The sequence below is a fragment of the Thioclava sp. JM3 genome (assembly GCF_002213185.1).
GTDB lineage: Bacteria > Pseudomonadota > Alphaproteobacteria > Rhodobacterales > Rhodobacteraceae > Thioclava > Thioclava nitratireducens.
In genome coordinates, this window is sequence record NZ_NBOB01000005.1 from 1 (window position 1) to 13,404 (window position 13,404).

Annotated in this window: 13 protein-coding genes; 8 read left to right on the forward strand and 5 right to left on the reverse strand. The window is 62.4% G+C overall.

The features are described 5' to 3' along the window. Positions 1–437 precede the first annotated feature (437 nt). The gene (gene msrQ, locus B6V73_RS09925; RefSeq protein WP_088725159.1) at positions 438–1,043 is read right to left on the reverse strand and encodes a protein-methionine-sulfoxide reductase heme-binding subunit MsrQ; all 606 of its coding nucleotides are present in this window, start codon (positions 1,041–1,043) and stop codon (positions 438–440) included. Further along, positions 1,043–1,972, reverse strand: a complete 930-nt coding sequence (gene msrP, locus B6V73_RS09930; RefSeq protein ID WP_088725160.1) for a protein-methionine-sulfoxide reductase catalytic subunit MsrP — start codon at positions 1,970–1,972, stop codon at positions 1,043–1,045. Before msrP ends, msrQ begins: the two co-directional genes overlap by 1 nt. A gap of 166 nt (positions 1,973–2,138) precedes the next feature. Between msrP and B6V73_RS09935 the strand changes: the two genes are divergently transcribed. Then, entirely contained in the window at positions 2,139–2,591 is a 453-nt protein-coding gene (locus tag B6V73_RS09935) for a DUF302 domain-containing protein (protein ID WP_088725161.1), read from the forward strand. Positions 2,592–2,636: 45 nt separating this feature from the next. Here the strand turns inward: B6V73_RS09935 and B6V73_RS09940 are convergent, their stop codons facing one another. Further along, entirely contained in the window at positions 2,637–3,086 is a 450-nt protein-coding gene (locus B6V73_RS09940) for an ion channel (protein WP_075775445.1), read from the reverse strand. Positions 3,087–3,190: 104 nt separating this feature from the next. On the opposite strand from B6V73_RS09940, the gene smpB reads away from it, so the two are divergent. From smpB to B6V73_RS09970, 6 genes are all read left to right on the forward strand, one after another. After that, positions 3,191–3,664: an SsrA-binding protein SmpB gene (gene smpB / locus B6V73_RS09945; protein WP_075775444.1), complete on the forward strand. Its 474-nt coding sequence runs from the start codon at positions 3,191–3,193 to the stop codon at positions 3,662–3,664. Positions 3,665–3,747: 83 nt separating this feature from the next. After that, the gene (gene sseA, locus B6V73_RS09950) at positions 3,748–4,605 is read left to right on the forward strand and encodes a 3-mercaptopyruvate sulfurtransferase (RefSeq protein ID WP_088725162.1); all 858 of its coding nucleotides are present in this window, start codon (positions 3,748–3,750) and stop codon (positions 4,603–4,605) included. Further along, a complete protein-coding gene (locus B6V73_RS09955) occupies positions 4,605–5,786 on the forward strand; it encodes an amino acid aminotransferase (protein WP_088725163.1) in 1,182 nt (393 codons plus the stop codon). Before sseA ends, B6V73_RS09955 begins: the two co-directional genes overlap by 1 nt. 141 nt (positions 5,787–5,927) lie before the next feature. Continuing rightward, a complete protein-coding gene (locus tag B6V73_RS09960) occupies positions 5,928–6,380 on the forward strand; it encodes a MarR family transcriptional regulator (RefSeq protein ID WP_075775442.1) in 453 nt (150 codons plus the stop codon). After that, the gene (locus tag B6V73_RS09965) at positions 6,373–7,503 is read left to right on the forward strand and encodes an HlyD family secretion protein (protein ID WP_075775441.1); all 1,131 of its coding nucleotides are present in this window, start codon (positions 6,373–6,375) and stop codon (positions 7,501–7,503) included. Before B6V73_RS09960 ends, B6V73_RS09965 begins: the two co-directional genes overlap by 8 nt. 3 nt (positions 7,504–7,506) lie before the next feature. Beyond that, positions 7,507–9,069 (forward strand): DHA2 family efflux MFS transporter permease subunit, encoded by a 1,563-nt coding sequence (locus B6V73_RS09970; RefSeq protein WP_088719785.1) that lies wholly within the window; start codon positions 7,507–7,509, stop codon positions 9,067–9,069. 71 nt (positions 9,070–9,140) lie between these two features. Here the strand turns inward: B6V73_RS09970 and B6V73_RS09975 are convergent, their stop codons facing one another. Then, positions 9,141–10,478, reverse strand: coding sequence for an ammonium transporter (locus tag B6V73_RS09975; RefSeq protein ID WP_088719786.1), 1,338 nt, complete (start codon positions 10,476–10,478; stop codon positions 9,141–9,143). A gap of 24 nt (positions 10,479–10,502) precedes the next feature. Further along, the gene (locus B6V73_RS09980) at positions 10,503–10,841 is read right to left on the reverse strand and encodes a P-II family nitrogen regulator (protein ID WP_075775438.1); all 339 of its coding nucleotides are present in this window, start codon (positions 10,839–10,841) and stop codon (positions 10,503–10,505) included. A gap of 270 nt (positions 10,842–11,111) precedes the next feature. On the opposite strand from B6V73_RS09980, the gene B6V73_RS09985 reads away from it, so the two are divergent. After that, complete coding sequence (locus B6V73_RS09985; protein WP_088725164.1) at positions 11,112–13,316, forward strand: transglycosylase domain-containing protein; 2,205 nt, start codon at positions 11,112–11,114, stop codon at positions 13,314–13,316. The last annotated feature ends 88 nt before the right edge of the window (positions 13,317–13,404 follow it).

Here is a 13,404-nt window from a genome sequence, read left to right on the forward strand (position 1 = left end):
TATGCTCCGGTCCGCATCGATCATCGACCAAACCGCCCGCATATCTCTTCAGATATCTATCAATGTCAAAGAGCGCGGAGACAAAATCAACCGGCATCGCCTCAATCCCTTGGGGCGCTACCTGCCAACCGTATCTCCAAAATTTTCTTCGCCGTCAGTCCCTTGCGAGCCTTTCCGGCGCCCCGTTGCGGTGTGTTCCGCTTCGGTGAGGCGGTATTTACGGATCACACCGGGGAGTCGCAAGTGCCTTTTTCAAAAAACTTTCGCTTTTCTCCGACAAATCACTCAACACACTGAAATCGCTACGCTTTCTACACAACCGCAAATGCACCCAACTCACGCCAAAACAGCGCAGGGAAGAATCTTGCGCAAATCACCCACCCACGCGAAACCTCCTGCCAGGCATGCCCCAAGGGCACCCCGCAAACCAAACCGAGTCACCAGCGAAATGAACGAAATCGGACAGCCATGAGGACGGCGAACACCCCGAGCCAAAGCCAACCCTCATTCGAGATGACCTTCATCTGCCAGAGGTAGTGGATCACACCCAGCGCGACGGCCGGATAGACAAGCATGTGAATCCGCCGCCACGTCTTGCCCAGCTTCCGGACCGAAGCGTTGTTCGAAGTGATCGCCAGCGGGATCAGCAGCACGAAAGCGGAGATGCCGAAGAAGAGGTAGGGGCGCTTGATCAGATCGCGCGCCGCCTGCCCCCAGAGCATGCCCATATCCAGCACCGCCCAGGCGATCAGGTGCAGCGCCACGTAGAAGAAGGCCAGCAAGCCAATCGCACGGCGATACTTGATCAGGTTGAGACCGAGGAACCGGCGCGCGGGCGTGATCGCCAGCCCGCCGATCAGGAACCACAAGGCGATCTTGCCCAGACGATGCTCGATCCCTTTCACGGGATCGACACCGATGCCGCCGGTTAGTGTCAGCCAGACCACCCATGCCAGCGGGATCAGCCCGGCGAGATAGACCAACCAGCTGGGCACGCGACGCAGCGCGGTGTTGATCGGGGCGGAGAGCGTTGCGCTGATCATCAATAGTACTTCGCGAGGTCCATGCCCTTGTAGAGCTGCGCGACCTCTTCGCCGTAGCCGTTGAACATCAGCGTCTCCTGACGGCCTGCAAAGAGACCCGCGCCCACGCGCCGTTCGGTCGCCTGCGACCAACGCGGGTGATCCACCTTCGGGTTCACATTGGCATAGAAGCCGTATTCGCGCGGCTGCAACTTGTTCCAGGTCGTCGGCGGCTGCTTATCCGTGAGCGAAATCTTCACGATGCTCTTGATCGACTTGAACCCGTATTTCCACGGCACGATCAGACGGATCGGCGCGCCGTTCTGGTTTGGCATCTCTTCGTCATAGAGGCCGGTCGCCAGAATGGTCAGCGGGTTCATCGCCTCGTCGATGCGCAGCCCCTCGACGTAGGGCCAGTCGATGCCGCCCTGTTTCTGGCCCGGCATCTGCTCGGGACGGTAGAGCGTCTGGAAGGCTACGTATTTCGCGGACGGCTGCACGCCGACGCGGTTCAGCAGGTTCGAAAGCTCGAACCCGATCCAAGGCACGACCATCGACCATGCCTCGACGCAGCGGAAGCGGTAGATGCGCTGTTCGAGCGTCACGGGCTTGAGGATATCGTCGAGCGGATAGGAGCCGGGCTTGTCGACCATGCCGTCGATCTCGATCGACCACGGGTCTGTCACCAGCTGACCCGCATACTGCGCGGGGTCGGACTTGTCCCAGCCGAACTCGTAGAAATTGTTGTAGGAGGTGATCTCCTTGAGGGTGTTCGGCTTGGCGTCGGTCGAGAATTTCGACGGTTTCGCGTCGATGCTGGCAAAGCTCGGTCCGGCGATCGAACCAAGTGCCATTGCCCCGGCACCCGCCATGATCTGGCGGCGGTTCAGGAAGTCGGCCTTGGGAGTCACATCGGCCCAGCTCGGGTCGGTTGGTCTCGTCTTGCGCATGGAAATCTCCTCTCTGCCCCTACATATGGAGCGGTGCCCGTCGCTTACACTTCGGAACTTACAGCGACATTGTTACCTCTAGGCACGTATAAAAATACGCGCCACTATCGAGACTGGATCAACGGGCGCCGCCAAGGCGCCCGATCGGGAGACAAGGGAGAGAGAGATGAAACGCTTCATCGGCGCCGCACTCGCGGCGGTCATCACCGTGGGCGCGAGCGCGGCAACGGCTCAGGAAGCCCACACCTGGACCACCGAAGACACGTTCGACAACGTCACCTTCGCGGTGCAGAACGCGATCATCGGGGCGGGGCTCGTGGTCGATCACGTCAGCCATACCGGTGATATGCTGGAACGCACGAAAGACGCCGTGGGCGGCACCAAGACGCTGTTCACCGGCGCGGACGTCTTCTCCTTCTGCTCGGCGCAGACCTCGCGCGAGGTCATGGAGGCGGACATCACCAACTTTCAGTTCTGCCCCTACACGATCTTCGTCTACCAGACCCCCGAGGACACCGATCACGTGACCGTCGGCTTCCGCTCCTACGAGCAGGAATCAATGCAACCGGTGACCGATCTTCTGACCGGGATCGTCGAAGATGCGCTGATGCTCGACTGACCGATATATAGCCCGCGTGCGCCCTCGCGCGCGCGAGCGCTCCGCTCAACTCGCGCCTCGCTCGGCCCGCGCCTCCAGCTGGCTCTTGCGGACATGGCGGATCACCTCGACCAGCAGCGCGGTCAGAAGCCCCACGTTCAGCAGCCCGTTCGCCGCGGCCATCCCGCCAAGGATGCGCCATTGATGGGTCAGCAGAATGTCGCCATAGCCCAGCGTTGTGAAACTCACGAGCGAGAAATAGACCGACTGCTCCATCGTGTGGAACACGCCGAGGAGGCGGAAGCAGAAAGCCCAGAGCCAGACGCCGGCAGTGACCATCGCCAAGGCCCAGAGCGCGGCGACGACAACCATCAGCATCAGTTTCGGGCGGTGCGGCTCGCGCAGCATCCACCAGTGAAGCCGCGCGAATGTCGCCTCGATCGCCCAGGCGCTGAGCGCGGCGATGCACACGGTCAAGAGCATCATCACCGAACCGATCGCGATCTGAATGGTCATGGGCGTCTCCTCCTGCCCTAGCTATTTCGCGCCGCCGCACCCACGTCAAGCGCAGCGGTGCCGCACTGGACACAGCCGCTTGCCTGCCCTATCTCGATGCGACCATGGCAAAGCATTCAGACCCCAATTCCAAGCTGATCGCCGAGAACCGGCAGGCCCGTTATCACTACGCCGTCCAGGATACTCTGGAGGCGGGCATCGTGCTGCAAGGCTCAGAGGTGAAATCGATGCGCGTCGGGCAGACGAACATCGCGGAAAGCTATGCCTCCGTCGAGGATGGCGAATTGTGGCTGATCAACTCTTATATCGCGAGCCTGAACCAGGCCTCGCATTTCGGCCATGAGGAGCGCCGCAAGCGCAAACTGCTCGTGTCGAAGCGCGAACTTTCACGTCTTTGGAATGCGACCCAGCGCGAGGGAATGACCATCGTGCCGCTGAAGATGTACTTCAACGAGAAGGGCATCGCGAAGATCCTGATCGGTATCGCGAAGGGCAAGAAACAGGCCGATAAGCGCGAAACAGAGGCGAAACGCGACTGGAACCGCCAGAAACAGCGCCTTCTCAAGCAGAATTACTAGGGACACAGGGCGGATTTGCCCGCCCTGCCCTTGCGTCTTGCGCACCGCTGAGTCTAAGCAATCCCGACCGGCAAAAGAGGCGCATGACGATGGATGACCCGAAAACGCTCGTATCGACGGATTGGCTCGCAGCCCATCTGAAGGATCCCGACCTGCGCATTCTGGACGCGTCGTGGTTCCTGCCGCAGATGGAGCGAGATGCAAAGGCGACCTACGAGGCCAAGCATATCCCCGGCGCGCGTTTCTTCGACATCGACGAAATCTCCGACAACCGCTCGGACCTGCCGCATATGGCGCCGCCGCCCGAGAAATTCATCTCGCGGATGCGCGCGATGGGCGTGGGCGACGGCCATCAGGTCGTGATCTACGACCAGCACTCCGTCTTCTCCGCGCCGCGCGTCTGGTGGACCTTCCGCCTGATGGGCAAGACGGATGTGGCCGTGCTTGATGGCGGCCTGCCGAAATGGGAGGCCGAAGGCCGCCCGCTTGAAGACATGCCGCCGATGGTCCGCGACCGTCACATGACGGTGCAGCGCCAGTCCGGTCTGGTGAAGGACGTCACGCAGGTCGCTCATGCCAGCAAGCTTGGCGATCACGAGATCATCGACGCGCGTCCGAGCGATCGCTTCCTCGGCAACGGCACCGAGCCGCGCCCGGGACTGCGTTCGGGTCACATCCCCGGATCGCGCAACCTGCCCTTCGGCGAACTGCTGACCCCTGAGGGCACCTTCAAATCCCCCGACGAGATCAAGGCCCTGTTCGAGGCCGCCGGCGTCGACCTGTCGAAGCCCGCGATCACGACCTGCGGCTCCGGCGTAAGCGCCGCGATTCTCGCGCTCGCGCTCGAGATCATCGGCAAGTCGGACTGGTCGCTCTACGACGGGTCCTGGTCGGAATGGGGCATGTATAACGACCTCAAGGTCGCAACGGGAGAAGCATGATGCTGAACAATCTCAAGCCGCAGGCGCCGGACAAGATCCTCGCGCTGATGGAAGAATACCGCGCCGATGAGCGCGACCAGAAGGTCGATCTCGGCGTCGGCGTCTACAAGAACGCCGAAGGCGAAACCCCGATCATGCGCGCCATCCACAAGGCGGAAAAGCAGGTCTGGGAGAACGAGACTACCAAGAAATACGCGGGCCTCGCCGGCCAGCCGGAATTCCACGCGGCGATGGCCGAGATGGTTCTGGGCAAGGGCTACCCGACCGACCGTCTGGCCTGCCTGTCGACCGTGGGCGGCACCGGCGCCTGCCGCATGGGCTTCGAGCTCGCACGGATGGCGAATCCCGACACCAAGATCTGGGTCTCCGATCCGACCTGGCCGAACCACCTCTCTATCCTGAAATTCATGGATCAGGACTTCACCACCTATCGCTACTTCGATTCCGAGACCCGCTCGGTCGATTTCGACGCGATGATTGAAGACCTGAAGGGCGCCAAGGAAGGCGACATCGTGCTGCTGCACGGCTGCTGCCACAACCCGACCGGCGCGAACCTGACGCTCGAGCAATGGGGCAAGGTCGCCGATCTGCTTCAGGAAACCGGCGCCGTGCCGATGATTGACCTCGCCTATCAGGGCTTCGGGGACGGTCTGGAAGCGGATGCGGCAGGCACCCGCCTGATCGCCGAGCGTCTGCCGGAAGTGCTGATTGCGGCGTCGTGCTCGAAGAACTTCGGCATCTATCGCGAGCGCACCGGCTGCCTGATGGTTCTGGGCTCGGAAGAGATCAAGAAGACCGTGCAGGGCAACCTAGCCTATCTCAACCGTCAGACCTACTCCTTTCCGCCCTATCACGGGCAGGCGCTCGTCACCCGCGTGCTCACCGATCCCGAACTGCGCGCCGATTGGGAAGCCGAGCTGGAAGATGTCCGCACCGGCATGCTGGAACTGCGCCAGCAACTCGCGGACGAGCTGCGCAAGCTGTCGAACTCGGATCGCTTCGACTTCGTGGCAGAGCATCGCGGCATGTTCTCGCGCCTTGGCGCCACGCCCGAGCAGGTCGCCGCGATGAAGGAAGGCAACGCGATCTACATGGTCGGCGACTCGCGGATCAACATCGCGGGGCTGAACAAGAACAGCGTGCCGCTGCTGGCCCGCGCACTGATCGACGCAGGCGTCTAAGCACCTACCACAGAATAGAAATTCAAAACGGCGGCCCCTTCGGGTCGCCGTTTTTCGTAGCGGAATTTTCCGCCTTGCGCCCTTGAAATAATAAGCAGGCTCATAATATAGAGGCTTACTTTAATTTCAACGGAGCTCCGGATGCCCGATCAGAGCCTAGGTTTTCTCCTGCACGACGCGACGCGGTTGATCCGCCGTCGCTTCGAGGCACGCGCCAACGAATTCGGCCTGACCACCGCGCAGTGGCGGCTGCTCGTCTACCTCAAGAAGGAAGGCGCGCTGGCGCAGGCCCGGCTGGCCGAGCTGCTCGAGATCGAACCGATTTCGGTCTCGCGCCTCGTCGACCGCATGGAAGAAGCCGACTGGGTCTGCCGCAAAGCTGATCCGAATGATCGCCGCGTCAAGCTCGTGCACCCTTCGGTCAAGGCGCGCAACGCCTTTGAGGATGCGCGCTCGATCGCGGACGACATCTATGAACAGGCGCTGGCCGGGTTGAGCGATGACGAAATCGCGACCGCATTGAACACCCTGCGCCAGATCATCCGTAACCTCTCCGAAGACACCTCCTCCACGTCAGAGACACATCATGAGTGACCAGAACCCGACCGCCGAGAGCGCGGAAACCCAATCGAAACAGAAACAGAAGAAGGGGCCGAAATTCTGGCTCCTCATTCTCGTGCCCGCCCTGATCGTACTGGGTGGCGCGTGGTACTGGCTCAGCGCCGGTGGCTCGCAAAGCACCGCCAACGCCAATTATCAGATGGCGCGAATCCCGGTAGCCTCGCAGATCTCGGGCCGCGTGACCGAGGTGTTCGTGCATGACAACGAGCACGTCGAGAAAGGCGCGCCGCTGTTCCAGATCGACAAGAAACCCTACGAGCTGGCACTGGCCAAGGCGCAGGCCGCGCTCTCGCAAGCCCGCCTGCAGGTCGAGCAGCTGCGCGCCTCCTACAAGGCCGCGCTCGCCGACGAGAAACAGGCTGCCGACAACGCCGCCTATCAGGAGAAACAGCTCGCCCGTCAGGAGAAGCTGATCAAATCCGGCACCACCACGCAGCAGGCGCTCGACCAACAGCGCACGGCCACGCAAGCCGCGCAGAACACGCTGGCCGCCGCCAAGCAGAAGGTGGCCTCAGCCAAGGTCGCTCTCGACGGCAATCCCGAGATCCCGGTCGACGAACACCCCTCGGTGAAATCGGCGATCGTGGCGGTGAACGATGCCAAATACAATCTCTCGCAGACCGAGGTCGATGCGCCCACCGACGGCATCATCTATCAGGCCGCCTCCTTCAAGGCGGGCGAGATGGTCGGCGCGGGGACAAGCCTCTTCACGCTGGTCGACACCAGCGATGTCTGGGTGATCGCGAACTTCAAGGAAACCGCGCTGACCCACATGCAAGAAGGCCAGTCGGCCACCGTCGAATTCGACGCTTTCCCCGATCGCGAATATCACGCGACGGTCGAGGCCGTCGGCGCAGGCACCGGGGCGGAGTTCTCGATCCTTCCGGCGCAGAACGCGACCGGCAACTGGGTGAAAGTGACGCAACGCGTGCCGGTGCGCCTGCGGCTCGACGATGGCGCAAACCTCGATGGCCTGCGCGCGGGTCTCTCGGCCAGCGTCACCGTCGATACCGCCTCGCAACCGCGCTACAAGCGTATCCTCGACAAGGCCAACAGCTCGGCCGCCGTGGCGGGCACGACCGAACAGGGGCAGTAAGCCATGGCTGACGCCGCCGAAAAGGAACCCAAGGGAATCGACCCGCATAACGTCCCGCATCGCGCGCTGATCATGGCGTCGCTGATGCTGGCGGTGATCATGCAGGTGCTCGATACCACCATCGCGAACGTGGCCCTGCCCGACATGCGCGCCGATCTCGGCGCGTCGCGCGACACGATCAACTGGGTGCTGACCTCCTATATCGTGGCCGCGGCCATCGTGACGCCGCTGTCGGGCTGGCTCGCCAATCGCTTCGGGCGGCGCGAGATCTTCATGGTCGCGGTGATCGGCTTCGTGGTCTTCTCGATGCTCTGCGGGATCGCGTGGTCGCTCGACGTGATGGTGATCTTCCGCCTCATGCAGGGCGTGTTCGGTGCGGCCATCGTGCCGCTCGCGCAGAACTTCATGCTCGACATCAACCCGCGCGAGAAGCACGGGCAGGCGATGGCGATGTTCGGCGCGGGCATCATGCTCGGCCCGATCATCGGCCCGACGCTCGGCGGTTACCTGACCGAGGTGATCAACTGGCGCTGGGTATTCTACATCAACGTGCCGCTCGGCATGATCGCCATCGCGGGGTCGCTCTTCTTCCTGCCTGAAACGCCCAAGAAGAAGATCGGCTTCGACTTCTTCGGCTTCGCAGCGCTGGCGGTGGCGATCGGCGCGCTGCAGATGATGCTCGACCGGGGCTCCGATCTCGACTGGTTCGCCTCGCGCGAAATCTGGATCGAGGCGGCGCTAGCGATCAGCGGGTTCTGGGTCTTCATCGTCTGGATTCTCAGCGCGAAAAAGCCCTTCCTCGAACCGAAGATGTTCCTCGACCGCAACCTCTCGATGGGGCTGCTGTTCATCTTCGTGATCGGGATCATCCTGCTCGCCTCGCTGGCGCTACTGCCGCCGATGCTGTCGAATATCTTCGGCTATCCGACGCTGACGACGGGCTTGGTGATGTCCCCGCGCGGGGTCGGGGCGATGATCATGATGCTGCTGATCGGGCGGCTGGTGAAGGTCATCGACCTCCGCATCCTCGTGGTCGTCGGGCTGTCCTTCACTGCCTACTCGCTGCACATGATGTCGACCTTCTCGCCGCAGATGGGTCCGAAATGGATCATCGTCTCAGGCGTGATCCAGGGCTTCGGGCTGGGCTCGGTCTTCGTGCCGATCTCGACGCTGGCCTTTGCCACGCTCGACCCCAAGTACCGCGGCGACGGCACGGCGCTGTTCTCGCTGCTGCGCAATATCGGCTCGTCCATCGGGATTTCGATCGTGACCGCGCTGCTGACGCACAACATCGCGGTGAACCATGCCGAGATCGTCTCTGCGATCAATCCGCAGAACCTTTCGGGCGTGATGAACGGTGCAGGCAGCATCTCGAGAGAGGCCGCGCTCGAGGTACTCAACAACCTCGCGACGCAACAGGCGGCGATGATCTCTTACGTGGACGATTTCAAGTTCATGATGTGGGTCACGTTGGCGGCGATCCCGCTCGTCTTCTTCCTGCGCAAGCCGGATTACCAGAACAGAGGCGGACAGCAGACGCAACAAGGCGCTCCGGTCACCGAGTAAGCCGACATCAGACGCAATGGAAAAAGGCCCGGGATCGCTCCCGGGCCTTTCGCTTGTCTTGGATGCGGGTCTTAGTTGACGAACTCCGGATAGGCTTCCATGCCGAGTTCCGCCTTGTCGAGCCCCATCATCTCGTCCTCGGCCGGGGCGCGGATGCCCATGACGGCTTTGAGGATGAACCAGATGATTGCCGAGACCACGAAGACGAAGATGCCGACGATGATGATCGAGACGATCTGACCGTAGAAGGTGCCGTCGGGGTTGGTGATCGGAACCGCCAGCGTGCCCCAGATACCCGCGCCGAGGTGGACCGGGATGGCGCCCACGACGTCGTCGATCTTCAGCTTGTCGAGCATCGGAACCAGCAGGACCACGATGATACCGCCGATCGCGCCGATGATGGTCGCTGCACCGAGGCTCGGGGTCAGCGGCTCGGCCGTGATCGACACGAGGCCAGCCAGAGCGCCGTTGAGAACCATGGTCAGATCCGGCTTCTTGTAGAGGATCTGGGTCAGGATCAGCGCAGCGATCGCGCCACCGGCTGCTGCGGTGTTGGTATTGGCGAAGATGCGCGAGATATCGGCGACGTTGCCCACGGTGTTCATGTAGAGCTGCGAACCGCCGTTGAAGCCGAACCAGCCGAGCCACAGAATGAAGGTACCGAGCGTGGCGAGCGTCAGGTTCGAACCGGGCATCGCCTGGACCTTGCCGTCCTTGTACTTGCCGATGCGCGGGCCGAGGATCAGAGCACCAGCGAGAGCTGCCCAGCCACCGACCGAGTGCACGACGGTCGAGCCGGCGAAGTCGAGGAAGCCGAAATCGGCGTCAAGGAAGCCACCGCCCCATTTCCACGAAGCCTGGATCGGGTAGATGAAGCCCGTGAGGATCACGGTGAAGATCAGGAACGGCCACAGCTTGATGCGCTCGGCCAGCGTACCCGAAACGATCGACGCCGTGGTGGCGCAGAACATTAGCTGGAAGAAGAAGTCCGAACCGACCGAAGCGTAGGTCAGGTCGACCGAATCCGCGCCGACGCCGACAGGCTCGAGCGAGGTCGTCGAGAAAGCGCCGAGCACGCCGTTGATCGACCAGCCATCGCCCGGATACATCAGGTTGTAGCCGATCAGATAGTACATGATCGCCGCGATCGCGAAGAGCGCGATGTTCTTGAGCGACTGCATGGTCACGTTCTTCGAGCGCACGAGGCCAGCCTCGAGCATCGAGAAGCCCGCGCCCATCCACATCACCAGAAAACCGGTGACGAGGAACATGAAAGTGTTCAGGATGAAGCCGATCTCGTTGGCCGGCGGATCCATCGCCGCAGGCGCGGCGGCATCCTGGGCCAGCGCCGGCAGAGCCACCGCGGTCAGTGCGACCGCAAGGCCGGTGATTTTCGAAAGCTTGTTCATTTTCCTACTTTCCCCTGTCGCGTTTCAAAGCGCGTCGTCATTGGTTTCGCCGGTGCGCACGCGAACCGCCTGCCCGACATCGAGAACGAAGATCTTGCCGTCGCCGATCTTGTCGGTCTTCGCGGCTTTCATGATCGTGTCGACCACCTCGTCGGCGAGGCCGTCAGCGACCACGATCTCCAGTTTGACCTTCGGCACGAAGTTCACGGCGTATTCGGCGCCACGATAGATTTCCGTGTGACCCGACTGGGCACCGAAGCCTTTGATCTCGGTCACCATCATTCCGCGTACGCCGATGGTGGTGAGCGCCTCGCGCACCTCCTCCAGCTTGAACGGCTTGATTGCTGCAATGATGAGTTTCACCTGACATCCCTTCCTTGTTCAGCCCTTTCGATGCCCGCTTGGCGACATCGCACGGTGATAAGAGGCCCTCTGCGCCCCTTTCGCACAAGGAAACGAGGTTCCGTCCGACTGGCAGATTCAGCGGATTCAGGCCCTAATTTGCACAATTTGTGCGCGTTGCCTAATTTTTAGTCACATTGCAAATCTGAAACGTGATTTTTCGCGGGTCCACATCTCGGGTCGGCCCGTGTAGATTGCGCGAAATTAAAACGCAGGCAGCGGAACAGGCAGATGACTCAGAAAGGCGGAGGGCGCGGGCGCCTCGTGGCCGACAAGCGCTATTCCTCTTCGAAGCAGAAACCCAAGGCATCGAAACCCGCCAAGCCGCGCAAGACCGCGCGCCGTGGCGGCGGCGGCGGTGGCAAGCCTCCCCGGCGGCACGGACCGGTCACCGGCCTGATCATCGGCCTCGCGCGGCTGATCTGGCGCGTGATCTGGGGAATCGGCTGGCGACTCGCGATGATCGTCGCGCTCGTGGTGGGCGCGGCGACCCTGTATTTCTACTCGACCCTGCCAGACTACACGAAGCTGCTCGACGGCCGCACGCGCGGCTCGGTCACTATGCTCGACGATCAGGGCAAGGTCTTCGCCTGGCGCGGCGAAACCTTCGGCGGGCAGATCGACGCGAAGAACGTCTCCCCCTATCTGCGCGACGCCGTGGTCGCGACCGAGGACCGCCGCTTCTACCATCATTTCGGCATCTCGCCGCGCGGCATCGCCTCGGCGATGGCCATCAACATGCGCGAAGGGCGCGGCCCGTTTGACGGCAACGGTGGCTCGACCATCACGCAGCAGACCGCCAAGCTTCTCTGCCTCGGCGTGAAGTTCGACCCGAAGAAGTGGAAGAACGAAGCCGCCTACGAAAACGACTGCCGGTCGGGCGGTCTGCGCCGCAAGATCAAGGAAGTCCCTTACGCCTTCGCGCTGGAGCTGAAATACTCCAAGGACGAAATCCTCTCGATCTATCTCAACCGCGCCTATCTCGGGGCCGGCGCGCGTGGCTTCGAGGCCGCGTCCGAGCGCTATTTCGGCATCTCGGCAGCGAATGTCGATCCGCAGCAGGCTGCAATGTTGGCGGGCCTTCTGAAAGCGCCGAGCTACTACGCCCCGACCTCCAGCCTGAAGCGCTCGCAGGAGCGGGCCGCGACCGTGCTCAGCCTGATGCATGAGCAGGGCTACCTGACGGATCGTCAATATCTGGACGCGAAGAACAACCCCGCGACGCTGAGCCAAGCGGCGCAGAAACGCGCAGGCGGCTATTTCGCAGATTGGGTGATGGACACCATCCCCGACTTCCTGTCGCGCGACACGACCGAGGACGTGGTCATCAACACCACGCTCGATCAGCGCATCCAGTCCGCCGCCGAAGACGCGATGAAATCGGTCTACGAGAACAAGGTCTCGAAGGGGTCAAAAGCCGAGTCCGCGATCGTCGTGATGAGCGCGGATGGCGCCGTGCGGGGCATGGTTGGCGGTCGGGCCACGAAGGTCTCGGGAGCGTTCAACCACGCCACGATGGCGCAACGCCAGACCGGCTCGACATTCAAGCCCTTCGTCTACGCGACCGCGCTAGATCTGGGCTACACGCCGGATTCGATGGTCGATGACGCGCCGGTCACGGTGAAGATGCCCGGCTCGCCCGATTGGAGCCCGCGCAACTACGAGCGCAGCTACATGGGGCCGATCACGCTGACGACCGCACTGGAGCATTCGGTGAACGTCGCGACCGTGCGCGTCTCCGAGGCCGTTGGCCGTGAGAACGTCATCAAGGTCGCGGAAGGCTTCGGATTCGCGCAGGACCTGCCGAACCTGCCCTCGGTGGCGCTCGGCGTCGGGGAATCGGACTTGCTCGACATGACGGGGGCCTATGCTGGAATCCTCAATGGCGGCTCCTCGGTGCAACCCTATGGCCTGACCTCGCTGACACTGAAGGGCGACGACCAACCGCTCTTCGGCAAACCCGGCGGGATCGGTGAGCGGGTAATCTCGCAAAAAGCCGCACAGGAGCTGACCTACATGATGCGCCAGGTCGTGCTGCACGGCACCGGCCGCCGCGCCAATATCGACGGCTACGAGATCGCGGGCAAGACCGGCACCACGCAGAGCGCCCGCGATGCCTGGTTCATCGGGTTCACCTCCGACTACGTGGTCGGCGTCTGGATGGGCAATGACGACAACTCGCCGCTGAAAGGCACCACCGGAGGCGGCCTGCCCGCCGAGATCTTCCACGAGACGATGAAGCGCGTGCTCGACGGCGAAGATCCCAAGCCGCTGCCGATGGCCCATCCGGGCGACTGGCAGGTGCCGGATCAGCAATATCAGGGCCAAAACCAGAGTGCGGGGCAAGCCCCTGCCCAGCGACAGCCGCAACGGCAACGCCGCGACCCGTCTCAGTCGATTCTGAACGAGCTGCTCAACATCTTCGGCAGCAATTGAGCGAGCAGACCCGAAAAAGAAGAACGCCCGGACCGCTGGCCCGGGCGTTCTTCTTCTCGACAGGCGCTCACCCGGGCCGAAACCCGAA

Excerpts from the sequence above, each read along its gene's own strand:
- msrQ (WP_088725159.1), bottom strand. The coding sequence starts at position 1,043 with ATGATCAGCGCAACGCTCTCCGCCCCGATCAACACCGCGCTGCGTCGC.
- msrP (WP_088725160.1), bottom strand. The coding sequence starts at position 1,972 with ATGCGCAAGACGAGACCAACCGACCCGAGCTGGGCCGATGTGACTCCC.
- B6V73_RS09935 (WP_088725161.1), top strand. The coding sequence starts at position 2,139 with ATGAAACGCTTCATCGGCGCCGCACTCGCGGCGGTCATCACCGTGGGC.
- B6V73_RS09940 (WP_075775445.1), bottom strand. The coding sequence starts at position 3,086 with ATGACCATTCAGATCGCGATCGGTTCGGTGATGATGCTCTTGACCGTG.
- smpB (WP_075775444.1), top strand. The coding sequence starts at position 3,191 with ATGGCAAAGCATTCAGACCCCAATTCCAAGCTGATCGCCGAGAACCGG.
- sseA (WP_088725162.1), top strand. The coding sequence starts at position 3,748 with ATGACGATGGATGACCCGAAAACGCTCGTATCGACGGATTGGCTCGCA.
- B6V73_RS09955 (WP_088725163.1), top strand. The coding sequence starts at position 4,605 with ATGCTGAACAATCTCAAGCCGCAGGCGCCGGACAAGATCCTCGCGCTG.
- B6V73_RS09960 (WP_075775442.1), top strand. The coding sequence starts at position 5,928 with ATGCCCGATCAGAGCCTAGGTTTTCTCCTGCACGACGCGACGCGGTTG.
- B6V73_RS09965 (WP_075775441.1), top strand. The coding sequence starts at position 6,373 with ATGAGTGACCAGAACCCGACCGCCGAGAGCGCGGAAACCCAATCGAAA.
- B6V73_RS09970 (WP_088719785.1), top strand. The coding sequence starts at position 7,507 with ATGGCTGACGCCGCCGAAAAGGAACCCAAGGGAATCGACCCGCATAAC.
- B6V73_RS09975 (WP_088719786.1), bottom strand. The coding sequence starts at position 10,478 with ATGAACAAGCTTTCGAAAATCACCGGCCTTGCGGTCGCACTGACCGCG.
- B6V73_RS09985 (WP_088725164.1), top strand. The coding sequence starts at position 11,112 with ATGACTCAGAAAGGCGGAGGGCGCGGGCGCCTCGTGGCCGACAAGCGC.